The organism is Vibrio sp. QJM3NY_21 (assembly GCF_057785975.1).
On sequence record NZ_CM173513.1, the window covers coordinates 53,959 to 80,171 of the forward strand.

A 26,213-nucleotide genomic window follows, 5' to 3' on the forward strand; every position below is an offset into this window, starting at 1 on the left:
CATCAATGTGTTCCGTTAGTCTTTGTTAGATATGCCTGTCCATTCAATGTTGAATTTAACTGCTTCTAGGTATTCGCTATCGCTGTCTTTTACCTTACCAATTACGCTGTATACGTTATTAACAGTTAGTGCTGGTAAGTCAAAGTCAACAGATGCATAGTTGACGCCGTTTTCTTCATTTGTGTAGCACTCAATCGGTGTGCTATTGAACTCTTTAGATTGCAGTGAATCAATATCTTCACCTGTGAAGTAAAAGCCTGAGAAGAATTCTTTAACGGTTTTACATGTAAAATCATTGTTTGGAACATCAAAGTATAAATTTGCGTCCATAGTACCTTCATCACCGTTACTTATATCTTCAGTTAGCGATAAAGTAATAACGCCAAGGTTGTAAGTTATGTCTGCTTCTGCTGGTAAGTAAGCGTTAAAGCCGCGCTCATCACCTGACATTTCAGATGTCACATTGATGCGCTTTTCGATGTCTGCTTTATTGCTGAAATATGTGTATCGTTCTGCTGAATCTTCAGTAGAGTCTTTCATTCGGTGAATGATTGTTTTAGCACCAGTAGAAATATCATCTGCGTCTTCAAACACTTCGACTTGGAAGGTTTCAACTAGGTTTTGTCCATCTTCTACGAATTCAAATGTCGCAAAAAGCTTACCGTCGATAACTTCGTAAGTTGCATTTTCAGTTTGAGTATCAGCAGCAGAACAGCTTGTTTTATTTGCGATGCTTCTTACGTTGCCTAGTACAATGCCGTCTTCAAACTTGATTGAATCACACCAGATGCTTGCGTAGTTCTGCTCATTTTCACCGTTTGAACTACCGTGCTCTAGCATGTACCAAGTCTTACCTTCTAGAGGGTGAAGGTCTGGTTCTGGAACCACACCTTCAGCGACTTTAGGTATCAACATTTCTTGGTAAGCTGCAGCGCCTTCGTTATCAACACCACCAACCATGAATGCTTCAGAAGCGTCAGCAGCCGTTGCTTTGGTTGGCGTACCCGAAATGGTAATGATTGGGTTCGTACCTTCTTGTGGAGATACAGTTAGCCCTGGGATTGTCATAGCACCAGTACGGTAAGAAACAATGTCACCATCTTTGTCTGTGAATAGGTTTACAATATTGATGGTTTGTTCGAATGGAACGCCAACCTCTAGCTGCCAGTTGCTAATTTCAGCTTGTAAAACATTATATTCCGCATGGTCAACAGTAGGAACTTGGTTCGCAGCTTCAATTTTAACGTTGAAAGTCGCGATCGCAGAGCCAACGACTTCCGGTGTTAAGTCTTTATCTTCTGCCGTTAAAGTAACTTCAAAGTCACCAGAAGCATTGATGTAATCTGATGCGAATAGAGTCAGAGTATTATCTGTTAGAGTGACAACAATACCGCTTGCTGCTGGGATGTTGTGAGTAACAACTGGTGTGATTAGGTTTTGGTCTTTATCAACAAATAAGCCCGTTATATCAAGAACGATATTTGATGAGCTACCATTCTCTTCTAGTATTGAGATTTTACCTTGCTCTGTTTCTAAAACGCTTGCTGTTACAACCAGCTTATTGTTGGCTACAACAACAGGGTCAAGATCGTCACCAGGAGCTGCATTATCTCCAATAACTGGTTTTAAATTGTTGTCTGCTAGTTGTGCTGGAGTTAGCGTATCAACGATCGCATCTGCTTTTTTTGCAAACTGCTCGGATTTTTCTACATAAGTAGTAGGGTTAGCCGCTTTCGATTCCGTTAGGATCTGTGCTGTTTTGTGTAGTTCAGCATTTGCATCAGCACCTGAAACGAAATCAGAGTAAGGGTCGATAGGCGCTTCTTCTGTGCCACCTAAAGCTGTGCTAACAATCGCTACTGCTTCTTCTTCAGTCACTGGCGCAGCGTCTGTGCCTTTTGCCATTTCAATCGCAACTAAATCGGTAATTGGAGAGATTACATCCGATGAAGTTGGAGCTCGGAACACAAGCTCATGAGCCATTGCTTGAGCTGGGTGATCCATATCGATTGTGTATTTGCCCGCGTATTTGCTGCTATCGTGGTTCGCAAGTGCAGTTTGCACTGCGCCGCTAGGTGTTAGTGTTTGAAGTGCTAGTGCACCTGAAACGTCGCCAGATATCTCAATTTGGCCTTGGTCGTTAGTAAGACCGAAAATAACGTCAGATCCAATGTCCAAAACGCCATTGTTGTTTTTATCATCAAACACAACCGCTTGGTTAAAGTAACCATCAAAACCTGTAATTGTTACACCGCTCGGAGAAGGCGAAGTTGAATCACCATCTGAACCACCACAGCCTGTTAGGGCGAAAGCCACTGACGCTGCTAGTAAACTAACTTTTTTCATGTCATATCCTTTGTAAAGAGCTCTAGCCAAGCTCTGTTTGCTTATTGTTTTGAGTTTTATATTTCCCTGGTGAATGTTTTACTGGGTATAGATCGTTTTATCAACACACGTAAATTCTGAAAAAATCCATAAAATATATTTGATTTTATTTATAGGTTTCGAGTTTACGACTGTCGTTATCAAGCGGATGTCGAAGGAACGGTGAGTTATGAAATGATGTAGGGGTTACATTGGGTTAGTATGCGGTGTTTGGTTATGAGAAACGCTTCCAATCGGATACTGAAACTGTGATGACCATGTATTGTAAAACCATGGTTGATGGAGTGTGTACAGATTACGTAACAGAACAAAAAAATGCGACCTTACCTGAAGCCGATACTTATATATTCAGTACCGGCTTACAGGCTCTTTGGAACTTCTAGGCGTTAGGGTCTAGATATTGAACATTGAGTTTGATCTCTTCGACTTTATGACGCCACTCAGTTTTAGGGCGAAGGATTATGCTAAAGACTTCGCCATGCTTGAATTCATCGAATTCGAGAAAGTCGACATCAAAGTAAGAGTATTGAAGGTTGCCCAATGGCTGCTCATCACACTCGATAGGTTCATAGGCCTCACCGATGGTTTGTCCGATGATCTCACCGTACACCCCTTGCCCGCCGATAGAATAGTGATCAAACTTGTTGAGTAAATCTTCGCAAATAACCGTTGTATTGTAAGACTGTATATTGAGGTCGCCATCCATCTTGTCCGGCCAGGTGGGGTCTTTTAGTTGGTAATTACCAATGTGCATGCCATACCAACCAAGGTAGTATTGGCCATCGTTGGCGAGATACATGTAGTTCTGCATAGTCATCTGCAGCGCTTCTAAGCCTGTTGTGGTATTTATACGCTGTTCTATTTGAGTTTTTGAGGCGAGCGTATAAGTTTCATAGTCATTGTTCATTTTCACTTGTGCCACATGAGCGGTGGTGAAAGTAGGGTGACTTGGGTACGTCTCTAAGATTTTCCAGCTCATGTCATTGTCAAATATTGACTGGGTGCTAGAGGCGATAATAGTGTCGTCATCAACATAATAACTCCCCACTTTCCTCAGTTCATATTCATTTGGGCAGGTGGTTAAGGTGTTCGAAGATGCGAAGAACACTTCATCATTGATGAACTTAAAAGCTTCGCAGTATACCTTTTCATAATTGTAAGTTTTGCCTGCAAATCGATGGCTGGTTTCCAGTCGATACCAAGTTTCACCAATCAAAGGGTGCAAGCCATCTTCCTCTAGCCCTGAAGAGATTGAAGGGAGAGAAAAGCTGGTCGTAACCCATGCATTCTCTTCTGAACCATGGTAATTATCTTTGGCGCGAGCAATAAGCTGAGTTGGCGCCTCACCTGCTTTCGGGGTGCCTTGGATGCTTGTCTTTCCACCGAGATTCGAAACAGAGAACTTCGGATGATTAACGGCGATTTGTGTCGTCAGTAGGTCATCATCAGGATCTTCAAATAGTCCTGTAATATCAACCGAGTGGTTAATCGGAGAGTTTTCCGTTAAGGGCCATTGATTGATTTCGTGTTGAATACTCTGTTGGATCGCTGAGTTTACTTGTGGTTTTTGATTGCGGTCTGTTCGTTCGCCTTCATTTGACACAATCAACGTTTGAGTAACAGTGTCAATTGGTATGAATTCTTCTCGTAAAAACTCAGGCTCTACGGTGGCAGTCAATGCAGAGGTAGCCACGACCTTGAGCGCCTGTTTTGGTTTACTTTCAATGAAAGTCTTTAGGGATGCTTCTGAATCATTCGATGGAGTGGAAGCTGCCTCGTTTGAGCCAGTCCTAGAGAACGCCGGGTAGGATAACGATGACTTGGTTTCTTTTAACAATGACTGAATGGACGGTTCTTGCGAAGCTAACCATGATGGAAGCCCAAACAAACTACTACACCCAACTAACACAGCAAGAGATACACGTTTTTTCATGCGTTATACCAATTTGCTCTGTAGCCAACAGCGAGAGAACTTAAGATCTTTCTCAATCAGGCTTGCACTACATTCTAGGAGCTCGCTGATCTCTCTATTTTTCAGACCCATTAAGTACTTGAGCTTGAGGGCTTGAGACTGCCGAGGATAATGAATACTGAAGTTATCTATCGCTTTATTCATGATCATTAATTGCTCGAACTTATCGTCTGGGCTGTCGCTTTGTATGGTTATCTGTTGGCGTTTTTTTGCCTGAAGGTGGCGAGCATTATCGATTAAAATCTGACGCATCACTTTTGCAACCATAAGGAAAAAGTCTTTTTTATTTTTGATCGATTGAAGGTCAGACGAGGAGATCTTCAAGTAAGCGTCATGAATCAAAGCAGTCGTGCTGTTCATGCTGTCGCTCAGTACTTGATTATTAGCACCATATTTTTGGGCGCTGCGAGACCGTTCTTGTTGAGCAATGTGTCTTAGTTGTAAATAAGCAAATTGATATAAATCGGTTTCGGCACTTTTATCGCCGGATTGCCATTGTTGGATGACTTGTGTGATATCTGGAGTTGCAGTAGCCATTAGCTGTTAGACCTCACCTTGGTAAATTCGGAAACGGATAAGGTGCTGATATTATGTGATTTGTCAGGGTTTAGTGAGATTTTTTGTTTGAATCTGTAGAGTATGCCTTGATCCCAATCTTGACCTGCAGGTAAATATTCCCATGCGGTGAAATGCTGCTGTGGTACTGAGTCATACCAACGCACGGTGACATTCATCTGGGCAAGAGAAGTTGTAGGCTCTGGGTTAGTTAGCCACCACATATCTCCAAACTTTTCTGTAACCTCTTGCGTGTATTGCTGGTGGTTTGTTGAGCATGTCTCAGTGTCGCTTGGGCCAAGAAAAATGCGTTTATCTTTAATGAGTAGGCATTCATTTATGATGTCGGCTTGTTGATATTGAGTATGTTGCCAAACACCTTCATATGGGATGTGATTGCCGCGATCATTGGTGTAGGTAAACCAAATCATCTCAGCTTTGTTTGAGTGACGGATGTGTTCTTTCTGTCCCAAACCTTGGGTTTTTTCCATCAATAGCTCAGTTTCTGTATCAAAATCCAATGCAACGGTACGGTACTTCCAGTCCCCTTCATCGTTGTAGTCTTCAATTGAGAATCCACTCAAATCATGGCGTGTGCAGCCTTTTTGAGCGCAACTGGTAAAGCCTGTCCAACCATCGCTGTTGGATAATGGCTCGCGAATGATCTTCTGGGGTGTCTGGTAAGGGCGTAGGTTACATCCGTTAAAATAGTCGCCGGTTCCTGGGAACTGAATGAGTTCTGTGTCTGTGATTTGGTAACTAAGTTCTCCAATTGGACCTTTGTATTTTGGATTAGTATGGTGAGCTAAGTCGTAAAAGCAGGCGCGTCCGGCATAGTCTTTCTTGGCAATAATAATATTATGAAGCACTTTGTCTTTCGGAGAAAAAATGATTTCCTCCGAGGCAAAGTTATTCTTGATGTATTCTTGGCTCTGGTTGAGGTGTCTTGCAGCTTCTTTGACTGAAACAAGGTCAATGCCTAATTCTTGAGCATCTAAGTAGCTTAAGTCGAGATTTTTGAGCTTCTTTTGAAACTCTACGTCAGATAAAACTTTACTCGCTAAGATGATTTCATCACGGTGTTCTGGCGTGTCATCGAGTGACAGCAGTAAGCGGGTCATATTGATGCTGCGGCTTGGACGTGTCGATGACAAGGTAGGGGTGATGACTTCTTGCCCTGATAGTGTCGTCAATAGGTAGCCGGAGTTATCAGTGCCAATAAAAAAGCTGACGATATCACCTGAATTGTATTGGAATGCCCCTTTATCAGTGGTGCCCGAAAGATTGGAGCTGGTTTCGTAGTAAAGCCCTGATACTGGGGAATCAATAAAATACCCGGTGAGAGGTTCACTACCATTAGCACGAATGTAAAGGCTTGTTGAATAGAGAGTTATCAGTAGGAGAAGTATTTTTTTCATAATTAATTATTGGATGACTTTTCTTTATTTTTGTTAATCACGGACTTTTCAGGTGATGGCGTCAGCATGGCTAATAGCATTTTTTGTTTAACGTCTTTGGGTAAATCAGGGTTTGATAATATCCGACGTCTAGTGAGTTCAAGCATCGTGCCTACTGACATTTTTGCTGCATCACTGCCTTTGGCATGAAACAGCAGGCTCGTCACTTCATACATCATCTCTTCCGCGACTAGCTTTTCTTTTTGTAGCTGGACGTTCTTATGGAATATCGCTGTTGAAAATGTGGCGCCTGACAGCAGTAATAGGATTGTTAGAGCACTCTGCACCGGACGCCGCTTTAAGAGCTTTGCTAATGAATAGAGCGGCTGCTTCTCTCTCAAAGAAATGGGGCGGAACTCTAAGATACGTACTATATCTTGGCGCAATTCACTTACGCTGGCATAGCGACGATAAGGTTCGTGGTTTGTCGCTTTTTCTACAATTAGATTAATATCTAAGTTTGAAGAAGAGTCAAAAATCAATGCTAGAACCTTACCCAGTGAGTAAATATCACTTTGTTGAGTTAAGAAGTGACCTGCAATCTGCTCTGGGCTGGCATAGGCCTTGCTGTAGGCTGTTAGTATGGAGGCATCTGAGCTTTGGTGGGGTGCAGGTTGTTTGACCTTTTGGGTTAGATTGAAGTCGAGAATCTTAGGTGAACCCAAAGGGTCAATTAAGATATTTTCAGGCTTGAGATCAGCATGCAGTACTTGTTTCTGATGGGCATGTTCAATTGCTGAACAAATTTCTTTAAATAAACTGAGCTTTTGTTTTTCACTGAAAGAACGATTCTGTAAGTACAGAGAAAGTGTTTCCCCTTCAACCCGTTCCATCACAATGTAGACCGACTCTTCGTAGACTCCGCCGTCAAACACTTTGGCTATACATGGATGGTTTAAATGTGCGAGTAATTGCGCTTCTTGGAATAGAGCATGCTCACCTAAAATATGTGAAAGAGCTGGCTGTATGAATTTGATCGCTAAGTCTTGTTCAAAGGTCCTATCTGCTCGACTGGCTGAGTAGACAACTCCCATACCACCGCGACCGAGCTCATGAGATATATAGTATTTATCTACTAAGGTGTCGGTGAGGCTAAGTTCGGATCCTGTTGCTTGTTGTGCGTGAAAGCCGAGCAGTGATGTGATCTGCTCTGAGGATACTTCGTTAATGAGAGGAAGTATTTGCTGATATAAGCTGGGTTGTTCTTGCTCTAGTCGCTCTAAATAGAGACTTTTTTCCGCGTCGGAGAGATCCATGAGGTGATAAAAAACCTCAGTAGAACTACTGCTTTTATTTTGCACAACTGATCTTTTTTATGTTTTTTATTATGCGCGCATTCTATAAGAATTTTAGATGCTTTTTCGATATTTTTATCAATTGCATATGAAAAAATGAGCTAACGAGTCGCATTTTTGAGAAATGTTCAGGGAAAAATGATGTGTGATCTTCTCCCCAAAGTTTGGTTCTTGATTATTTCTCAGAGACTCATGGGAAATAGTTGGTTAAAGGTTCGCTTTATGAAGGTGGACTATGCAAATTGCTCTCTAACCTTATTTGTTTCGTATTGCCATTGACTCACATAAATGAGGTTATAAAGATATGAAATTGAATAAGTGGTTAGAGGGCGTATCCCCTCAATTCGAAGCGGGTGGTAAGTACGAAAAGCTCTACCCAGTGTACGAGGCGTTCGCGACGATATTTTACACGCCTGGCACCGTAAACCGAGGCCTGACCCACGTTAGAGATAGCATCGATCTCAAGCGCATCATGATTCTAGTGTGGTTAGCGACCTTCCCAGCCATGTTCTGGGGAATGTACAACGTCGGGCATCAGAGTGTTTCGGCGCTAACATTCAGTTATCAATTGAATGAACTCGCCTCTCTGATTGAGAGTAGTTGGCGCTTGTCGTGGGCATTTGGGGATGCACAATCATTGATGGCAAGCGGTTGGGGTAGCCAGATGCTGCTTGGTGCACTCTATTTTCTGCCTGTTTATGCCACCGTGTTTGTTGTGGGTGGCTTCTGGGAGGTCTTGTTTGCAGTCGTTCGTAAGCACGAAGTTAATGAAGGCTTCTTTGTTAGCTCGGTGTTGTTTGCACTAATCCTCCCGCCAACCATTCCGTTATGGCAAGCCGCATTAGGTATCACTTTTGGTATTGTTGTCGCCAAAGAGTTGTTCGGCGGAACCGGTCGCAATTTCCTCAACCCCGCACTTGCAGGTCGTGCGTTTCTCTACTTTGCCTATCCGGCCAACATGTCGGGAGGCTTAGTATGGGTGGCAGCTGACGGCTATTCAGGCGCGACGCCGCTCAGTCAATGGTATGAAGGTGGTAGTACTTCGCTAATCAACAATATGACTGGCGAGGCGATCACCTGGATGGATGCATTTGTCGGTAATATTCCGGGGTCGATGGGTGAGGTTTCTTCACTGTTGATTATGCTGACTGGTTTGATTCTCATTTTTATGAATATAGCTTCTTGGCGTATTGTTGCTGGAGTCATTATTGGCCTTGTGGTGACTTCTAGTTTGATGAACTGGATCGGATCCGAAACCAATTCTATGTTTTCGATGCCCTTCTATTGGCATTTTGTTTTGGGAGGTGTCGCCTTTGGTACGTTCTTTATGGCGACCGACCCTGTATCAGCAGCCTTCACCAATAACAGTAAATGGGCTTACGGGATTCTTATCGGTGTTATGACGGTAGGTATTCGAGTGCTTAATCCTGCTTATCCAGAGGGCATCATGCTAGCCATCTTGTTCGCCAACCTGTTCGCTCCACTGTTCGACTTTATTGTCAAAGAGCAAAACATTAAACGTAGGCAACAACGAACATCGCGTTGATTTGAGTGTAGAGAGAAGTTACTCCCAATAAGAAAGGCTTGCATCGATGCAAGCCTTTCAATTTTTATCACGATTGATTTGAAGTTGATTTAACTCCACTTCAAATCAATCTCGAACGGTTGTGTGTTGCCACAATGCTCGCCGCACATTTCATCATAAGCGCTGTTATGGATAAGCGTCGCCGATGCTACACCTTGGTCACTAAAGTGGTCACGCGCCTGATTGACGCTCAAAAACTTCATTGGGTGCTGGTGGTTGTCTTTGATCAATTGCTTGTGCTCGCCAATGATTTGGTAAGCCAAGTAGATCCCGCCTTCAAATGATTCAATTAGTAGATTCATTACAAACTCCATTACTGTTCTAGATAGGTCTTCGTTTTTGTATCTACGTTGATGGTTGTTTGAAGGTTCATTTGGGGTAAAAATGAAAAAAACCAGAAGCACAGCTTCTGGTTTATCTAGTGGCAATCGAATCAACCACGAGGTCAATTGATTTTTGTTGTAACGCCGAAGCCTTGAATAATTTCGTCAACACATATTATCTTCATCTCACAAGATGCGAAATTAAAGCGAAATATCGTAAATTTAATTTCAATAAATTGGGTTGTGATGTGTGTTTATTTTTTTCGTTAACCAGAAGCGAGAAAATTTTAAGTCTTTTTCAATTAAGCTATCACTGCAGGTTAGAAGTTGGCTAATTTCTTGAGTTTGAAGGCCCATGAGGTATTTCAGCTTGAATGCTTTCGATTGTCTTGGGTAATTCAATGTAAAATTTTCAACCACTTGATCCATAATGATTAGTTTCTCAAAATTCACTTGTTCTGGATGGTTAATAGATGCAGGTTGTTGGCGTTTTTGTGCCTGTTGACGTCGAGCATTATCAATGAGTATCTGTCGCATTATTTTTGTTGCCAGCAATAAAAAATCGCGAGTGTTTTTTATTGATTGAGTGTCAGCAGAAGAGAGCTTGAGGTAGGCATCGTGAACCAAAGCCGTTGTATTGTTGATACTATTCCAAGATACCCAACAGCTTTGTTCATGCTTGGTTGTACTCCGTTTTCGCTCCTGTTGGGCGAGTGTGTAAAGGTGTGAGTAAGCGAAATGATAGAGTTTTTGTTCTGCTTCTTTATGTCCTGCTTTCCAATCGCTCACAATGGATTCTATATCAGTCAGTTGGCTACTCATGGTTAGCAGTTTCCTTTTGTTGATTCGGCCCTAATTGTTCGTGGGGAAATTATCCGTAACAATTTCTTCTTTGTTTTTGTTGGTATACCAGGATCGCCTAAAACAGCTTTATGGGTATGTTTAAGTACTGTATTGATCGATGCTTTTGATTTAGGGCTTTCTTTTATTAGAGACAGTGTTCGGACAAATTGCTTTGTGACCCTTTCAGAAGCGCGCTTTTCTATTTGAAGTTGCTGGCTTTTTTTGATCAAAGGAGTGTAGAAACCTACACCACACCAAATAAGCACGGTAGACAAAGCACATTGAACCGGACGGCGTTGGCATAGCTTCAGAGCAGAATAGAATGGTTGGTCTTGATATGCTGTGATTGGGCGGCAAGCGATTATCTGCTTAATGTCGTTGTAAAGTTCATTGGTACTCGAATAGCGCAGTAAGGCGTGGCGTCGTGTTGCCTTTTGAATTATGCAGCGAAGGTCACCCTGACTTATCGGTAGTTTAGGAAACATGAAAGTTAAGATCTTTCCTAGAGCGTAAATATCACATTGGACAGTGGGTGGACTTCCGTTGATTTGCTCTGGGCTAGCGTAGTCATGGCTGTAGGCATTGATTGTGATTGGGTAAGCAGACAATTGGTCATTGATTCCTCTCATTAAATTAAAGTCGAGTATCTTCGGGTGACCTTCACAATCGATTAATATATTTTCTGGCTTTAAATCGGTATGCAGAACTTGGTGTTTGTGTGCGTGTGAGATAGCAGCGCATATTTTTAAAAATAGACTGAGCTTCTTTGTTTTATTCAGTGAATACGTAGCAAGGTATTCATTGAGGGTACACCCTTTTATGTGTTCCATTACAATATAAACAGAACCTTCATGCGTCCCTCCATCCATCACTTTGGTTATATATGGATGGTTCAACGTCGCAAGTGCTTGGGCTTCATGAAATAAGTATTCTTTATCTATGAGGTGAGACAGTGTTGGCTGAATGAGTTTTATGGCAAGGTTTTGATGAAATGTCTTGTCCACTCGAGTCGCCGCATAGACAACACCAATACCTCCACGACCTATTTCGTAAGACAGGTGGTACTTATCAATGTATGTATCAGAAAAATTCGCTTTTTTGTTTGTAGCTTGGAGGGCGCCTACACCAAATATATGTGTAATAGGCTCTAGCTCTGAGGTGCAGATAAAGGGATAAATTTTGTCATATAGATCGACTTGGTGTGCTTTTAATTCTTTTAGGTATTTTGTTTTTTCTGCCTCAGATAGATCCAATAATTGATAAAAAAGATCGGTGATGCGGGTGTTGGCTACTGACATTATCACTTGTTCAAGAATTACTATGAACGGGATTCTATAAGTACGAACAATATATTTTGCTGAGATTTGACAATCTTTTATAATTTTTTATATATCAGTGCGTTGTGCGTTCTTTTTTTGTTCAAGCTGGTTAATAAAAAGCAGGCCTAAGCCTGCTTCTCTCTTCAATCTTATGATTTGCGATTAACGCATCGTTACAAATTCTTCGCTGCCTGTTGGGTGGATAGCCACAACAGAGTCGAAGTCTGCTTTGGTTGCGCCCATCTTCATTGCAACGCCGAAGCCTTGAAGCATTTCATCAACAGTGAAGCCGATGCCGTGCAGGCCGACTACTGTCTCTTCTTCACCAGCACAGACAAGCTTCATCTTACAAGGTTGACGGTGCTTGGTTACTGCTGTGTACATTGCAGTGAAGCCAGATGTGTAAACCTTGATGTTGTCTTTGCCGTACTTCTCTTCAGCTTCTTGAGTCGTTAGACCGATCGTGCCGATAGGTGGGTGGCTGAATACAACAGTAGGCACTAGCTCGTAGTCCATCTTAGCGTTCGTTTTGCCGTTGAATAGGCGCTCAGAAAGCTGACGACCGGCTTTAACCGCGACAGGTGTTAGTTCGATGCCGCCTTCCATGATGTCGCCAACACAGTAGATGCCAGGAACATTTGTCGTTTGGAACTCATCTACCTTGATGTAGCCGCGGTCGTTGGTTGCAACACCCGTTGATGCTAGGTTGATAGCGTCAGTCGCTGGGTGGCGGCCGATAGCCCAAATTAGGTGGTCAACGTTTTGAGTGTTGCCGTTCTCTAGGTGCAGAGTCAGAGTACCGTCCGCTTCTTTCACAACTTCTTTAGGTACAGAATGCGTGTGAAGTGTTGGGCCTTCCGCTTCCATTACTTCAACCAATGTTTCGATGATCATTGGGTCAAAGCTACGAAGTGGTGACTCTTTACGACAGAACAGGTGTGTTTCTGTGCCAAGTGCACTTAATACGCCTGCGATTTCTACCGCGATGTAGCCTGCGCCGATAACCGCAACACGCTTTGGTTGCTCCATCAGGTCGAAGAAGCCGTTTGAGTCGATACCGTGCTCTGCGCCAGGGATGTTTGGAATAGTTGGACGACCACCCACTGCGATCAGAATGTGATCAGCTGTGTAGTGCTCACCGTTAACTTCAACAGTCTTCTCATCGACAAACTTAGCAAAGCCTTTGATTACGTTTATTTTGTTGTTACCCAAAACGCGATCGTAAGATTCGTGGATACGTCCAATGTACGCTTGGCGGTTTTCAACCAGCTTGCCCCAGTTGAAGCCTTTTACTTCAACGTCGAAGCCGTAGTCTTCTGAATATAGGTTGATCGCTTCAGCAACCTGAGCGCCGTGCCACATCACTTTTTTAGGAACACAACCAACGTTTACACAAGTACCACCAAGGTCTTGAGCTTCGATAAGTGCAACTTTTGCACCGTGCATTGCTGCGCGGTTAGCTGATGCGATGCCGCCTGAACCGCCACCGATACAGATGTAATCAAAATGAGTCGCCATTACTTTCTCCATTTATTGAAGGCTGTAGTCACAGTGAGAACACTGGATACCTACGTCCTATAGATTCTTAAATTGTCTAATTATTATATTGAGGGCAGATTGGTTGAACTCAATCTCCCTGTTTGAAATTTATTCGTGTATGTCACAGTCTATTGAAGAACCTTCAACCTATGCCATCGAGTTTGAGATTACTCGGGTACGATCCACTCTACTTTGAAGTGACCGGTTGCCGGCGCAATTGCTTCCTTCAAGAATGGAAGAATTTCGTTCATTTGGCTTTCTAGCTTCCAAGGCGGGTTGATCACAATCATGCCTGATGCTGTCATGCCACGCTCGTTGGTGTCTGGTGATACGCCAAGTTCGATTTGCAGAATCTTGTTGATGCCTAAGCCTTCAAGTCCTTCGATCATGTCTTCGATATCACAGCGGTTTACCACTGGGTACCAAATTGCGTAGATACCGGTTGCCCAGCGCTTATGGCTTTGAGCAATCGCAGTCACAACATCACGATACTCTTTTGCCAGCTCGTAAGGCGGATCGATCAGTACCAAACCACGACGCTCTTTTGGTGGCAGGCTGCCTTTTAAGCGTTGGAAGCCATCTTCTTTATAGATAGACACCTGACGATCGCGGTGGAACTCTTGCTCAAGCAAAGGGTGGTCTGCAGGGTGAAGTTCGGTTAATACCATGCGGTCTTGATCACGCAGGTGTGCACGTGCAACACGTGGTGAACCTGGATAGAAACGCAGTTTTTCGCCATTGTTGAGTGCAGAGATAGACTCAAGGTAGCTTTGAATGTCTTCAGGAAGATCTTGTTGGCCCGCTTCACTTGCAGACCATAGGCGTGCAATACCTTGTTTGTATTCGCCCGTTTTTTCAGACCATTCATGCGTTAAGTCGTAACGACCTACACCAGAGTGAGTGTCATGATAAACAAAAGGCTTATCCTTTTGTTTCAAAGAATTAAGAATAAGGCTCTGTACGATATGCTTTACTACGTCGGCATGGTTGCCTGCGTGGAAGCTGTGGCGATAACTTAACAAATTAAACTCTCGTAACACTCTCGTTTTAGAGTGTGGTTAGTGTAGGTAGGGTTAATCTGACCATTATAACCCTCAATGAGCTATAAATTCTCGAACAATTCAGAAGCAGTCGCTAGCTATATGCAGTTAGTTATTGGTTCTACTATTGAAATTTGCCTTCATGGCCACTATTTAATAACTATTCGCAGGTGATTTTTTAGGGCGCTCCTGAGCCTGATGACTGTAAGACGACCTCATTATAGAAAGACGAAAGTCTCCAAAGCCAAAGGAATGTTTATATGTCTAATCCGCTATTAACCTTCACGGACTTACCTCCGTTTTCACAAATCAAGCCTGAGCACGTTAAGCCTGCGGTTGAGCAAGTGATTGAAGAGTGTCGCAACAAGATAGAACAAGTACTTGAAGGTAATACTTCACCAAGCTGGGACAACCTCGTTGCTCCGATTGATGAAGTGGATGATCGTCTAGGCCGCATTTGGTCACCAGTAAGCCATATGAATTCTGTGATGAACAGCGATGAGCTGCGTGACGCTTATGAGAGCTGCCTGCCGGTACTTTCTGAATACGGTACTTGGGTTGGCCAACACAAAGGTTTGTTCGAAGCGTACAAAGCGATCAAGGCAAGCGAAGCATTCTCGGCATTAAATCGAGCTCAACAAAAAACCATTACTGACGCACTGCGTGACTTTGAATTGTCAGGCATTGGCTTACCCGCAGACGAGCAGCATCGCTACGGCGAGATCAGCAAGCGTCAGTCTGAGCTAGGTTCTCAATTCTCAAATAACGTGCTTGATGCAACCATGGGTTGGAGCAAGCAGATCACAGACGTAGCTGAACTGGCCGGTATGCCTGAATCAGCACTGGCGGCAGCGCAAGCCGCGGCAGAAGCTAAAGAGCAAGAAGGTTACCTACTGACTCTGGATATCCCATCATACCTACCTGTGATGACCTACTGTGATAACCAAGATTTGCGTAAAGAGCTTTACGAAGCCTATGTAACGCGCGCTTCAGATCGTGGTCCAAACGCAGGTAAGTGGGACAACACTGAGATCATCACAGAGCAACTTAAGCTGCGTCATGAGATAGCACGCATGCTTGGCTTTAGCACTTACAGCGAAAAATCTCTGTCGACGAAGATGGCAGAAACGCCAGACCAAGTACTTGGTTTCCTTAACGACCTAGCAGTAAAAGCCAAACCACAAGGTGAGCGCGAAGTAGAAGAGCTACGTCAGTTTGCTGAGAAAGAGTTTGGCGTCTCTGAGCTAAACCTGTGGGATATCGCTTACTACAGCGAGAAACAAAAACAGAACTTGTTCGAGATCTCTGATGAAGAGCTTCGTCCATACTTCCCTGAGTCGAACGCGGTTTCTGGTTTGTTCGAAGTACTAAACCGTGTGTTTGGTATGTCGGTAACAGAGCGTGAAGGCGTGGATACATGGCATGATTCAGTGCGCTTCTTCGACATCTTTGATGCGACAGGCACATTACGCGGTAGCTTCTACCTAGATCTATACGCACGTGAGCACAAACGTGGCGGCGCTTGGATGGATGACTGTCGCGGTCGTCGCATTACTCAATCTGGTGAGTTACAAACGCCTGTTGCTTACCTAACGTGTAACTTCAACAAGCCAGTCGGTGATAAGCCTGCGCTATTTACGCACGATGAAGTGGTTACCTTATTCCACGAATTCGGCCACGGTATCCACCATATGTTAACGCAAGTTGATGCGGGTGCGGTTTCTGGTATCAATGGCGTGCCTTGGGACGCGGTTGAGCTACCAAGTCAGTTCCTCGAAAACTGGTGTTGGGAAGAGGAGGCGCTGTCGTTTATCTCTGGTCACTTCGAAACCGGTGAAGCGTTACCTAAAGAGATGCTAGAAAAGATGCTAGCAGCGAAGAACTTCCAATCTGCGATGTTTATCCTACGTCAGCTAGAGCTTGGCTTGTTCGATTTCACGCTACACACAGAATACGATCCAGAAGTCGGTGCTCGCGTACTAGAAACACTAGCGGATGTGAAGTCTAAGGTATCGGTACTGCCAAGTCTTGATTGGAACCGTTTCTCGCACAGCTTTGGTCACATCTTTGCTGGTGGCTACAGTGCAGGCTATTACAGCTACCTGTGGGCAGAAGTATTGTCTGCAGATGCGTTCTCTGCATTTGAAGAAGAAGGTATCTTCAATACTGAAACGGGTAATCGCTTCCTGAACAACATCCTTGAGATGGGTGGCAGTGAAGAGCCAATGGAGCTGTTCAAACGCTTCCGTGGTCGTGAGCCTCAAATCGACGCGATGCTGCGTCATGCGGGTATTCAAGCTTAGGTTTGTGATTACCTTATTGCTAGCTGCATAGCTTATATTAGGTAACAGAGCTTAGATTCGAGACGACATAAGCTAGATAGATTAAAGGCTGAACATTGCGTTCAGCCTTTTCTTTTTGGGACACCCCAAAGAATCTAGTTCGTATGTGAGCTAGGGATTCACATTGCGATTGATAGGGTTTTGCAGCGAAATTAGTGTCTCTGTCGACTGAACCTCGTCAATCGCCTGCAATTTATCAATCAGTACGAACTGCAGCTCTTCGATCGACTTACACATCAGCTTTACAAAAATATTGTAAGCACCGGTGGTGTAGTACGCCTCGACTACTTCATCTAAAGCATTCAGCTTCGCAATGGCCGAGTGGTAGTCGCGGGCTGCGTTAAGGTTAATACCAATAAAGCAGCATACGTCGTAACCTAGCTTTTTGGTGTTTACCACAACTTCTGTTCGCTCAATAATGTCTGCTGATCTCATCTTTTCGATGCGAACGTGAATCGTCGCAGGGCTGACATCGAACTGCTTTGCCATTTCAGCATAAGGAGTACGTGCATCTTCCATCAAAGTTTTGAGAATGGCACGGTCTAGATCATCTAGACGAGCTGTAGTTGTGGACATGCATAATCCTTAGATTGAATGAAAAACATACCGGCTTGAGTACACATCATAGCCAAGGGTGATAATATTAGCAGTAACTATAGGGTTAGGGTGAATTCAGTGCGATTTTCGTTATTTTTTATTGTGATGTGTTGGAGTGTTTTTGCTTCAGCTCAGGCAAAAGATGTGTTGGTTATTCACTCTTATCATCAAGGTTTTTTTTGGACGGATGATTTCCATAAAGGGTTGGCTGAAGAACTCGATCGAGATGGGTTGTCTTACCGGGTTGTTTATCTCGATACCAAGCGAACTCAAAACGCTGAATACTTAGAGCGAATTTATCAGCTATACCGCACCAAGCTGTCGCATGAAGAGTTTGCCGCTGTAGTCGTCAGTGATAATAACGCCCTCAACCTGATGAAACGCTTAGCGCCCGAACTCAATGGCACGCCCGTTATTTTTGGTGGCATCAACAATTTCTCTCCGCAAATGATTGAAGGCTTGCACGCAACCGGTATCACTGAAGATATTGATATGGCGAGCAATATTGAGCTGATCAATCGACTTCAATCGACGGTTAAAAAAGTTTATGTGGTTACTGACCACTCGGTAACGGGTGAAGCTATTCGCGCTCAAGTGGCTCTCTTCTTACAAAAACGTCCTGAGTTTTCTGGGCTGGTGGAGCAATATACGCCTGATTCTTATCAAGAACTGATGACGTTCGCGCAACGCGCTGATCTAACTAAAAGCTTGTTGTTCTGGGCCTACTACCGCGACATCAATGGTCGTGTCAGCAGCAAAGAAGACTGGCGTCAGCTCAACAAAAAAACTCAGATGCCATTGTATATTGTGCATGATTTAGGACTTGGGTTTGGTGCGATTGGTGGCGTGATCCACAGTGGAGAAACGCAAGGACGAGACACTGGGCGAGTGCTACTGAATGTGCTCGCTAATCCGGATAAACCGCTGCCCCAAGTGGTTGCTGGCGCGCCAGAAATCAAACTTGATTACCAACAAATATCACGATGGGATTTGGGCGCAGAGAATGAAGCGGCGGTGACTTTTCTCAACAAGCCTAAGTCATTTTTAGTGCGCTACCGAGATGAGATTCGCACCATAGGTTTACTGTTTTTGGTTATGTCGTGTGTCATCGCGACCTTGGTGTATTACCTCAATCGCCTTAAGAAAAGTGAGCGTACCAGCCGACAAAGCCAACTGTTATTGGAGTCGATATTCGACCAAAGCCTGCAGTTCATGGGAATCATTGATAAGGGCGGTGTATTGCTGTCGAGTAACAGCAAACTGCATGAGCTGCTTTACAACCAAGGCTATAAATTGGGAACACCTCTTCAAAGCCATCAACACTGGGAAGACTCAGCAAGGCAAGAACTGAAAGAATACTTTATCTCGAGCGATGAACACCAGATTTTGCGATTTGAAGCTGAGGTGTGGTGTCGTGATCGTGGTGCGATGGTGTTGGATATCTCTTTAAAGCCTATGCCGGGCAGTGAAGAGGATGATGTTCAGTTCTTATTTGAAGCTCGTGATGTTACCTCGGGTAAGCTCGCGGAGAATAAGTTGTTCCAGCGTGAAGCGAATCTCAAGCTGTATTACGACAAACAACCCGTGATGATGATTACGCTCGATGGCAATAATCGCATTCAACAAGTGAACCAGTTTGCTGAGCAGTTACTAGGTTACCCGCTAGACCAGCTATTAGGTCATCGTCCTAGAGAGTTCTATGTCGATGAAAACTCAATGATCCCGCGTCATATCTTATTGCAGCCACAACATAAGATTCGTGGCGTATGGCGTCGTGATATTGAATATCGCCATGCTAATGGCAGCACAATCTGGATTCGTGAAAATATTCGCCCGCTGGTTGAGTCTGATCAGCTGTTGATTGTTGGAGAAGACATTACCGAAACTCGTGAGTTGTCTGAAAAGCTAGAATATCAAGCTCGTTATGACTTGCTGACGGACACGTTTAACCGTAACCACTTTGAGCAAGAGCTGCAAAAGGCGCTCAAAGAGGTTGAGAGCCACATGCGAACTCACGCGATGTTGTTCTTGGATTTAGACCAACTTAAGGTCTTGAACGATACGGCGGGGCATGAAGCGGGAGATGCCGCAATCATGTTTAGTGCTAAGCTGCTGGAAGAGGTTCTGCCATACAATGCCGTGTTAGCGCGAATGGGTGGTGACGAATTTGCAGTATTAATGAAAGACTGTACTGAGCGAGATGCGGTGAATGTGTGTCGCAGTATTATCTCGACGATGAGCGAGAACCCATTCTTGTGGGGTGATATTCGCCTTAATCTTACCAGCTCTATTGGTATCCGATTAATTGACCATACTGCGGCCACACCACAGATGGTACATGCTCAGGCCGATGCTGCTTGTCATGCTGCTAAAGAGGAAGGGCGTAACCGTTACAACCTTTACCATCAAGATGATGAAGACCTGCGTCGTCGTCACCTAGAGATGGAATGCGTGAATCTAGTGCATGAGGCTTTGGCTAACGATCGCTTAGAGTTGTTTGCTCAGCGCATTCTTGGTTTAGACAAAGACAGCGAGAAAATGCACTTTGAAATCTTGGTTCGCATCAAGAATATCCACGGTGAATACATCTCTCCGGGGATTTTCATGCCAGCCTCAGAGCGCTATAACATAGCGCATTTGATTGACCGCCAAGTTGTCAGTCAAACCTTGAGTTGGTTGGAGCAACGCCCTGAGGTTATTGAGGAACTAGGGATGTGTTCAATCAACCTTTCTGGTCATTCGATGGGTAATCGAGAATTTGTCGAATTCTTGATTGAGAGCTTGAGAGACTCGTCGATACCGTGCCATAAAATCTGTTTAGAGATCACCGAAACGGCTGCGATGAGTAACATGAAGCAGGCGATCAAGTTCTTCACTCGCATCAAAGAGCTTGGCTGTATGATTGCACTGGATGATTTTGGCTCTGGATTATCGTCGTTTGGCTACCTGAAGAAACTGCCGGTCGACATTGTGAAGATCGATGGCTTGTTTGTGCGTGATATTGATGTCAACGAGATGGACCATGTGATGGTTCGCTCGATCAATGATCTCGCCAAGCAGATGGGCAAGCACACCGTGGCTGAGTTCGTTGAAAATACCCAGATCATCGATAAGCTGATCGAACTGGGTGTGAACTACGCGCAAGGCTACATCATAGGCCGACCTAAGCCACTCGCGGAGCTCGTTGAAGAGTTAAGACAAGAACGAGAGACAGAGCCATTGGTTTAGGTAAGCCGACTTTAGCCGGGAATACTTTTCACCGCTAATATGTATTGTTGAGGCAATCAGGTAAACTGGTTGCCTCTTTTGTTTTGAATACTACTGTCTGTTGGAGACGACCTTGCAACTACAACTGATTTGCGAAGATGCTACCCAAATCGATCATCTAAATGACTTAGCGACCCGTTGGAATTTATCTCATGATGAAAACAGCGATTTTGCTTTGGTACTGACTTGCGAGCGACTTGAGCTACGTAAAGTCGATGAGCCTAAGCTTGGCGCTATTTTTGTTGATTTAGTGGGAGGCGCAGTCGGTCACAGACGTAAGTTTGGCGGTGGTAAAGGTCAGGCGATTGCTAAAGCGGCAGGTTTAAAAAAAGGTGCAACGCCAACTATCCTCGATGGTACCGCTGGTCTAGGACGTGATGCGTTTGTGTTGGCGTCGTTGGGCTGTAAAGTACAGATGGTCGAGCGTCACCCTGTTGTGGCAGCACTGCTCGATGATGGCTTGCAGCGAGCTCAGCAAGACCCTGACATCGGTGGTTGGGTAACTGAACGTATGAAGTTGATTCATGCTTCAAGTCACGATGCGTTAGATAAACTCAGCAACGATCCAAATTTCGAACAGCCTGATGTGGTCTACCTAGACCCAATGTACCCGCATCCTGAGAACAAGAAGAAATCGGCGTTGGTTAAGAAAGAGATGCGTGTATTCCAATCATTGGTGGGTGCCGATATGGATGCTGATGCTTTATTGCAACCCGCCCTTAAACTCGCATCTAAGCGAGTTGTGGTCAAAAGACCGGATTACGCAGCATGGTTAGATGAGCAAAAACCAAGCATGGCGATCGAAACCAAAAAGAACCGTTTTGATGTGTATGTGAAAGCATCAATGACTTAATTGAAGCATCAATAACTTAGAGACACGCTAAGAAAGTTTCCCGTCATAAATACGATAAATTGCCATTTAACACTTGCGATAGTCGCGTTACGGATGTATATCTAACTAAGAATCATTATTATTCTTAGCTGGAGTTGTAGCATGGCTAAACGCTTTTGTAAGTTAAACCGTCGAGATATCACTGAACACCTAGGCGAGATCCACAGCTTGGTTACCCAACCTAAGTTTGTGTGTCGTTCTTGTGCGCGTTCTTCGGCGGATCAAGCGAACCTGTGCAAACCAACAGCAATCCCACCGATTGATTGTCAGAATAAACCCGTTGAAGAAAAAGTCGCGTGTGGTCTACTTGCCGAAACATTGCCAACTCCAGAAGTCTCTCTTATCGAAGTCATGGACAGTGCTGAGCCAGTTGTACAAATCTTTGATCCTGCTATCGTAGAAAAAGCGGATAAAGTCGCGTTGAAAAAAGCCAAGCTGAAAAAATTGATGGCGAAGGCGAGCGGCGATGAGAAAGCTGAACTCAAACAAGCGAAGAAAGCGGCGAAGAAACAAGAGAAGTACAACAAAAAGCTAGCGAAGATGATTAAGAAACAGCAAAAGCTGTTCAAGAAAAGCCAAAAACTGGAAAGTGATTTTGAACGCATCAACCTACAACTTGATGACGTTGCCTTCACTGAAAGCAAGACTCAGGTGGTGAGCCACAATCACATCCACTGAAGTTAATTCGAAGAGCTTATTGCTACACAGATGATTTAAAAAGAGCGACCTACGGTCGCTCTTTTGCTTTCTGGGTATTATTTTAAATAAGAATCTTGCTAGTCAAACAAAGCTTATTAGTTAAATACAGCTTGTTAGCTTAACGCGCTAGGCATTGCTAGCATCTCTCGCAACACGCTTCTTCACCCACGTCTCATTGACGAACAAAGAGAACAAGATAACGGCACCACCAATAGACAATCGAACCAAATCGACATCTCTGTTCCAAATCAGGATGTTCACCACAAGGCCAGCTGGAACTAAGACATTGTTCATCACAGCCAGTGCGCCAGCATTGACCATGCACGCGCCTTTATTCCACATAAAGTAACCCAGCCCCGAAGCAATCAAGCCAAGGTAGATAAGGATTCCCCATTGAAGAGTGGTGGTTGGCAGCTTCTCTGGATTGCCCAGTAGCATGAAAGCAACGGAAGCGACGCATAACGCCCCCAAGTAGAAGTAACCAAATACGGTTCGCTGAGGTAATTCAGTCGATTCCTTCTCCATCACCACCTTGTAACTCACCTGACCGATAGCAAAGCACAGGTTCGCGCCTTGCACGACGAGGAAGCCAACTAAAAAGTTCTCATTGATGCCCGCAAATTTAATGAATACCGCGCCCAATACCGCAATTGCCGCAGTCACTAAGTACCACGGAGAGAATTGCCCTTTGAGGAAATCATAAATAAGCGTGACGTAAATTGGGGTAAAAACGGTAAACAAAAGGACTTCAGGGACGGATAGCAGCAAGAAAGACTGATAGTAGAAGCAGTACATTAAGCCAAGCTGGATGCCACCAATGGCCATCAATTTAGCGATCAGCTTACGCGAGACGCCACGGAACTTAAGGAAAGGAAGAAACACGATACCTGCAAGGGCAACACGCATCAGTACAGAGAACCAAGCATCAACCTGACCAGCAAGGTAAACGCCGATCAGGCTAAAGGAGAAGGCCCATAGGAGGGTAACACCAGCTAAATAGCTCATAGTAAAACTTCGTTAATAAGATATGAGCTGTATGTTACCTAACCTTAATTCATTAGTCTTCTGAATCTCTTAGAGGCACGACCAGCATATCAACCGGAGAGGCGTTGATCAGTTGTCGTGTTGAAGAAAGTAGCTTGCTCCAGAAGTCTTGATGGTGACCACAAACCACCAAATCAACATTGAACTCGTTGATGGTGTCACACAGCTCATGACTCAAATCGCCACTGCCCACTAAGGTATGGGTGATTGGGTATTGAGCATGCTCAGCAAAATTTTGCAGCTGAACTCGAGATGCTTCCATCGCGTTATGTTGGGTTTCTGCCATGTTGATATCAATCAGGCCGGTATACAGCTCTGCGTAGTTAATATCGATATGGATAAAAGAGACTTTGGCTTCCAATGGCTTAGCCAATGCTACCGCTTTATCCACAATTAATTTGCTGTCTTCTGATAAATCGACCGCGACCAAAATATGTTTGTAACTCATATCGCTACCTCCTTTATTCATTGTCTGATTTAAGATTAGCACTATGCGATGGCTTTTTTTGCTGAAGTGATCTCATATCCACTGTCTTGCGTAATGACAGCTCGAAATATTGGTTAACTAATGGCCTGCGAGATATTCATTAAATAGTGATATAGTAGAGAAAATTGAGGATGTAATTAGGAGTCTTAAATGCTGTCAAAAACTATGGTTGAGCAACTGAATGATCAAATTAACCTAGAATTTTTCTCATCCAATCTATACTTACAAATGAGTGCTTGGTGTGAAGACAAAGGATTTGAAGGTGCAGCAGAGTTTCTGCGTGTTCATGCAGTAGAAGAAATGGAACATATGCAGCGTCTTTTCACTTACGTAAGTGAAACAGGTGCAATGCCAATTCTAGGTGCGATTGAAGCGCCAAAACATGAATTTGATAGCCTTGGTGCAGTGTTCCGTGAAACTTATGAACATGAGCAGATGATTACTCAAAAGATCAACAAACTGGCTCACGTTGCTTTCAGCACACAAGATTACTCAACCTTTAACTTCCTGCAATGGTACGTTGCAGAGCAACACGAAGAAGAGAAGTTGTTTAAAGGTGTATTGGATAAGCTAGAGCTTGTTGGTGAAGACGGTAAAGCACTGTTCTTTATTGATAAAGACCTAGCGCAATTGGCAAAAGATGGTTCATCTTCAATTATGGAAGCTCCTGCCGTTTAGGTAGTACGGGAAAGACACTGATTATCTTTTTCTTTTGAGTTTTCTTATGAAGATGTAGGGAGGAAAGGATGATCAGCGGCGACACTATTCTATTTGCACTAATGGTTGTGACTTGCGTGAACTGGGCGCGATATTTTACTGCGCTAAGAACACTCATTTATATAATGCGAGAAGCACATCCTCTACTTTATCAACAAGTAGACGGAGGTGGATTCTTCACAACTCATGGCAATATGACCAAACAGGTTCGCTTGTTTAGTTACATCAAAAGCAAAGAGTATCACCATCATCACGACGAAGTGTTTATGTCGAAGTGTGATCGCGTAAGACAGTTGTTTATACTTTCTTCCGCTCTGTTGGGTGTAACCTTGCTGTCTTCTTTTATCGTCTAAGTTATTTAGTACGTGTGAAGTAGAGTTTTGGTGTAAAGCTTCGGTTGTTGGTTCGCTAAGCCAAGTAGTGCTTTGCTGCTGTCTGCAAATTGTACAATTGAACATCAATTGCAAAGTTTAAAATTGCCGCTAGAATAGCGAGCAATTAGTAAGGATGTGCTGTTTATGCACATCCTTTTTTATTGATGGCATTTCGAGAACAGGGCGTACTCGAGGTGCAAAAGTGAAGAAAGCAGAACCCCAATGAGTGAAAAGTTTGATGTAATCGTAATTGGTGCGGGCGCCGCGGGCTTAATGTGTGCTGCGGAAGCGGGTAAACGTGGCCGACGAGTGCTGGTGGTTGATCATGCAAAGAAACCAGGCAGAAAAATTTTAATCTCAGGTGGCGGCCGTTGTAACTTCACTAACTATGATGTTTCAGCCAACAACTTCCTATGTAACAACCCTCACTTCGTGAAGTCAGCCTTATCTCAATACACCAACTGGGATTTTATCTCGATGGTGAGCAAGTACGGTATTGAGTTCGAAGAGCGAGACCACGGCCAATTGTTCTGTGTGAATGACCATACTGCAAAAGACATCGTGAGCATGTTGCTTGAAGAGTGTAAGCAGGCGAAAGTTGAACAGCGCTACCGTTGTGATGTTCACTCCATCGAAAAAACAGACGCTGGCTTTAAGATGCACCTTAATACCGACGAAGTTGAGTGTGACTCGCTTGTCGTGGCGACGGGCGGTTTATCGATGCCGAAACTAGGCGCGACGCCATTTGGCTATAAGATTGCCGAGCAGTTTGGCTTGTCTGTGATGCCGACTACTGCGGGTTTGGTGCCATTTACTCTGCATAAAGAAGACAAAGAAGCCTTTGCTGAGCTTTCAGGAATCGCGATTCCTGCCGAGATCACCGCGCAAGACGGCACCTTATTCAAAGAAGCGTTGCTGTTTACTCACCGCGGCCTATCTGGCCCTTCGGTATTGCAAATTTCTTCGTTCTGGAAAGCGGGTCAATCGGTTTCGATTAATCTAGTACCAGAAGTGGACGTTGCTGAACTACTTGAAAACTCTCGTGAGAAACACCCAAATCAGAGCCTGAAAAACACCTTGGCGAAAGCATTACCAAAGCGTTTTGTGGAAGTGTTGATTGACCGCAAAGAGCTGGAAGACAAGCCGCTCAAGCAGTTCAATGAAAAACAGCTGAATGACATTGTAGAGCATCTAGAGAACTGGAAAATTGCGCCAAATGGCACTGAAGGTTATCGAACGGCCGAAGTGACTCTAGGCGGTGTAGACACCAATCACCTATCTTCAAAAACGATGGAATGTAAGACGGTCTCTGGCCTTTACTTCATCGGTGAAGTCATGGACGTAACAGGTTGGTTAGGAGGCTACAACTTCCAATGGTGTTGGAGCTCTGGCTTTGCAGCAGGCCAGTGGATTTAAGCTTTGAGCTTATCCATTAGATTTTAAATTACATAAAAATGGCGAGTCATATGACTCGCCATTTT

The 26,213-nt window shown here is 44.0% G+C and carries 22 protein-coding genes; 9 read left to right on the top strand and 13 right to left on the bottom strand.

Features of this window, described 5'->3' with window-relative positions; translation table 11 throughout:
* Window positions 1-15: 15 nt before the first annotated feature.
* Entirely contained in the window at window positions 16-2,346 is a 2,331-nt protein-coding gene (locus tag AC3CID_RS00245; RefSeq protein ID WP_069595468.1) for a hypothetical protein, read from the bottom strand.
* Between the two features lie 245 nt (window positions 2,347-2,591).
* Between AC3CID_RS00245 and AC3CID_RS00250 the strand changes: the two genes are divergently transcribed.
* Window positions 2,592-2,768 carry a hypothetical protein gene (locus AC3CID_RS00250; RefSeq protein WP_186732986.1) on the top strand — a complete coding sequence of 59 codons (177 nt, stop codon included), beginning with the start codon at window positions 2,592-2,594 and terminating at the stop codon, window positions 2,766-2,768.
* Here the strand turns inward: AC3CID_RS00250 and AC3CID_RS00255 are convergent.
* Genes AC3CID_RS00255 through AC3CID_RS00270 form a run of 4 tightly spaced genes read right to left on the bottom strand, consistent with a single transcriptional unit; the run spans window position 2,765 to window position 7,625 of the window.
* Window positions 2,765-4,318: a hypothetical protein gene (locus tag AC3CID_RS00255; protein ID WP_146454009.1), complete on the bottom strand. Its 1,554-nt coding sequence runs from the start codon at window positions 4,316-4,318 to the stop codon at window positions 2,765-2,767. The genes AC3CID_RS00250 and AC3CID_RS00255 overlap by 4 nt on opposite strands.
* Window positions 4,319-4,321: 3 nt before the next feature.
* Window positions 4,322-4,894, bottom strand: a complete 573-nt coding sequence (locus AC3CID_RS00260) for an ECF-type sigma factor (RefSeq protein WP_145565116.1) — start codon at window positions 4,892-4,894, stop codon at window positions 4,322-4,324.
* Window positions 4,894-6,330 carry a hypothetical protein gene (locus tag AC3CID_RS00265; protein ID WP_017086349.1) on the bottom strand — a complete coding sequence of 479 codons (1,437 nt, stop codon included), beginning with the start codon at window positions 6,328-6,330 and terminating at the stop codon, window positions 4,894-4,896. The genes AC3CID_RS00260 and AC3CID_RS00265 overlap by 1 nt, the downstream gene beginning before the upstream one ends.
* A 2-nt stretch (window positions 6,331-6,332) precedes the next feature.
* On the bottom strand, window positions 6,333-7,625 hold the full coding sequence (locus tag AC3CID_RS00270; RefSeq protein ID WP_473577541.1) for a serine/threonine protein kinase: 1,293 nt from the start codon (window positions 7,623-7,625) through the stop codon (window positions 6,333-6,335).
* A gap of 343 nt (window positions 7,626-7,968) precedes the next feature.
* Here AC3CID_RS00270 and AC3CID_RS00275 point away from each other — a divergent pair, with 343 nt between their 5' ends.
* Window positions 7,969-9,210: an NADH:ubiquinone reductase (Na(+)-transporting) subunit B gene (locus AC3CID_RS00275; RefSeq protein WP_488526762.1), complete on the top strand. Its 1,242-nt coding sequence runs from the start codon at window positions 7,969-7,971 to the stop codon at window positions 9,208-9,210.
* 89 nt (window positions 9,211-9,299) lie between these two features.
* Here the strand turns inward: AC3CID_RS00275 and AC3CID_RS00280 are convergent, their stop codons facing one another.
* The 5 genes from AC3CID_RS00280 to AC3CID_RS00300 all read right to left on the bottom strand — a co-directional run bounded on the left by AC3CID_RS00280 (window position 9,300) and on the right by AC3CID_RS00300 (window position 14,295).
* Complete coding sequence (locus AC3CID_RS00280; RefSeq protein ID WP_171313169.1) at window positions 9,300-9,551, bottom strand: DUF6482 family protein; 252 nt, start codon at window positions 9,549-9,551, stop codon at window positions 9,300-9,302.
* Between the two features lie 249 nt (window positions 9,552-9,800).
* A complete protein-coding gene (locus AC3CID_RS00285; RefSeq protein WP_428785937.1) occupies window positions 9,801-10,394 on the bottom strand; it encodes an ECF-type sigma factor in 594 nt (197 codons plus the stop codon).
* 2 nt (window positions 10,395-10,396) lie between these two features.
* Window positions 10,397-11,713, bottom strand: coding sequence for a serine/threonine-protein kinase (locus AC3CID_RS00290; protein WP_171313171.1), 1,317 nt, complete (start codon window positions 11,711-11,713; stop codon window positions 10,397-10,399).
* 183 nt (window positions 11,714-11,896) lie between these two features.
* Window positions 11,897-13,252, bottom strand: a complete 1,356-nt coding sequence (gene gorA, locus AC3CID_RS00295) for a glutathione-disulfide reductase (RefSeq protein WP_054548012.1) — start codon at window positions 13,250-13,252, stop codon at window positions 11,897-11,899.
* Between the two features lie 188 nt (window positions 13,253-13,440).
* The gene (locus AC3CID_RS00300) at window positions 13,441-14,295 is read right to left on the bottom strand and encodes a 23S rRNA (adenine(2030)-N(6))-methyltransferase RlmJ (RefSeq protein WP_029222664.1); all 855 of its coding nucleotides are present in this window, start codon (window positions 14,293-14,295) and stop codon (window positions 13,441-13,443) included.
* A 278-nt stretch (window positions 14,296-14,573) separates the two neighbouring features.
* Between AC3CID_RS00300 and prlC the strand changes: the two genes are divergently transcribed.
* Window positions 14,574-16,616 carry an oligopeptidase A gene (gene prlC / locus AC3CID_RS00305; protein ID WP_488526763.1) on the top strand — a complete coding sequence of 681 codons (2,043 nt, stop codon included), beginning with the start codon at window positions 14,574-14,576 and terminating at the stop codon, window positions 16,614-16,616.
* 150 nt (window positions 16,617-16,766) lie between these two features.
* Here the strand turns inward: prlC and asnC are convergent, their stop codons facing one another.
* Complete coding sequence (gene asnC / locus AC3CID_RS00310; protein ID WP_004735550.1) at window positions 16,767-17,231, bottom strand: transcriptional regulator AsnC; 465 nt, start codon at window positions 17,229-17,231, stop codon at window positions 16,767-16,769.
* A 126-nt stretch (window positions 17,232-17,357) separates the two neighbouring features.
* On the opposite strand from asnC, the gene AC3CID_RS00315 reads away from it, so the two are divergent.
* From AC3CID_RS00315 to AC3CID_RS00325, 3 genes are all read left to right on the top strand, one after another.
* A complete protein-coding gene (locus AC3CID_RS00315) occupies window positions 17,358-20,480 on the top strand; it encodes an EAL domain-containing protein (protein ID WP_488527262.1) in 3,123 nt (1,040 codons plus the stop codon).
* A gap of 112 nt (window positions 20,481-20,592) precedes the next feature.
* Complete coding sequence (locus tag AC3CID_RS00320; RefSeq protein WP_488526764.1) at window positions 20,593-21,372, top strand: class I SAM-dependent methyltransferase; 780 nt, start codon at window positions 20,593-20,595, stop codon at window positions 21,370-21,372.
* A gap of 141 nt (window positions 21,373-21,513) precedes the next feature.
* Window positions 21,514-22,089, top strand: coding sequence for a hypothetical protein (locus AC3CID_RS00325; protein WP_488526765.1), 576 nt, complete (start codon window positions 21,514-21,516; stop codon window positions 22,087-22,089).
* A gap of 147 nt (window positions 22,090-22,236) precedes the next feature.
* On the opposite strand, the gene AC3CID_RS00330 is transcribed toward AC3CID_RS00325, so the two are convergent.
* The gene (locus AC3CID_RS00330; protein WP_004735554.1) at window positions 22,237-23,115 is read right to left on the bottom strand and encodes a carboxylate/amino acid/amine transporter; all 879 of its coding nucleotides are present in this window, start codon (window positions 23,113-23,115) and stop codon (window positions 22,237-22,239) included.
* 52 nt (window positions 23,116-23,167) lie between these two features.
* Window positions 23,168-23,602 (bottom strand): universal stress protein UspA, encoded by a 435-nt coding sequence (uspA, locus tag AC3CID_RS00335; protein ID WP_004735555.1) that lies wholly within the window; start codon window positions 23,600-23,602, stop codon window positions 23,168-23,170.
* A gap of 189 nt (window positions 23,603-23,791) precedes the next feature.
* On the opposite strand from uspA, the gene ftnA reads away from it, so the two are divergent.
* The 3 genes from ftnA (at window position 23,792) to AC3CID_RS00350 (ending at window position 26,148) form a co-directional block, all read left to right on the top strand.
* Window positions 23,792-24,319 carry a non-heme ferritin gene (gene ftnA / locus AC3CID_RS00340; protein ID WP_004735556.1) on the top strand — a complete coding sequence of 176 codons (528 nt, stop codon included), beginning with the start codon at window positions 23,792-23,794 and terminating at the stop codon, window positions 24,317-24,319.
* A 68-nt stretch (window positions 24,320-24,387) separates the two neighbouring features.
* Complete coding sequence (gene uspB, locus AC3CID_RS00345; RefSeq protein ID WP_004735557.1) at window positions 24,388-24,711, top strand: universal stress protein UspB; 324 nt, start codon at window positions 24,388-24,390, stop codon at window positions 24,709-24,711.
* Window positions 24,712-24,954: 243 nt separating this feature from the next.
* Window positions 24,955-26,148 (top strand): BaiN/RdsA family NAD(P)/FAD-dependent oxidoreductase, encoded by a 1,194-nt coding sequence (locus AC3CID_RS00350; protein ID WP_488526766.1) that lies wholly within the window; start codon window positions 24,955-24,957, stop codon window positions 26,146-26,148.
* Window positions 26,149-26,213: the final 65 nt, after the last annotated feature.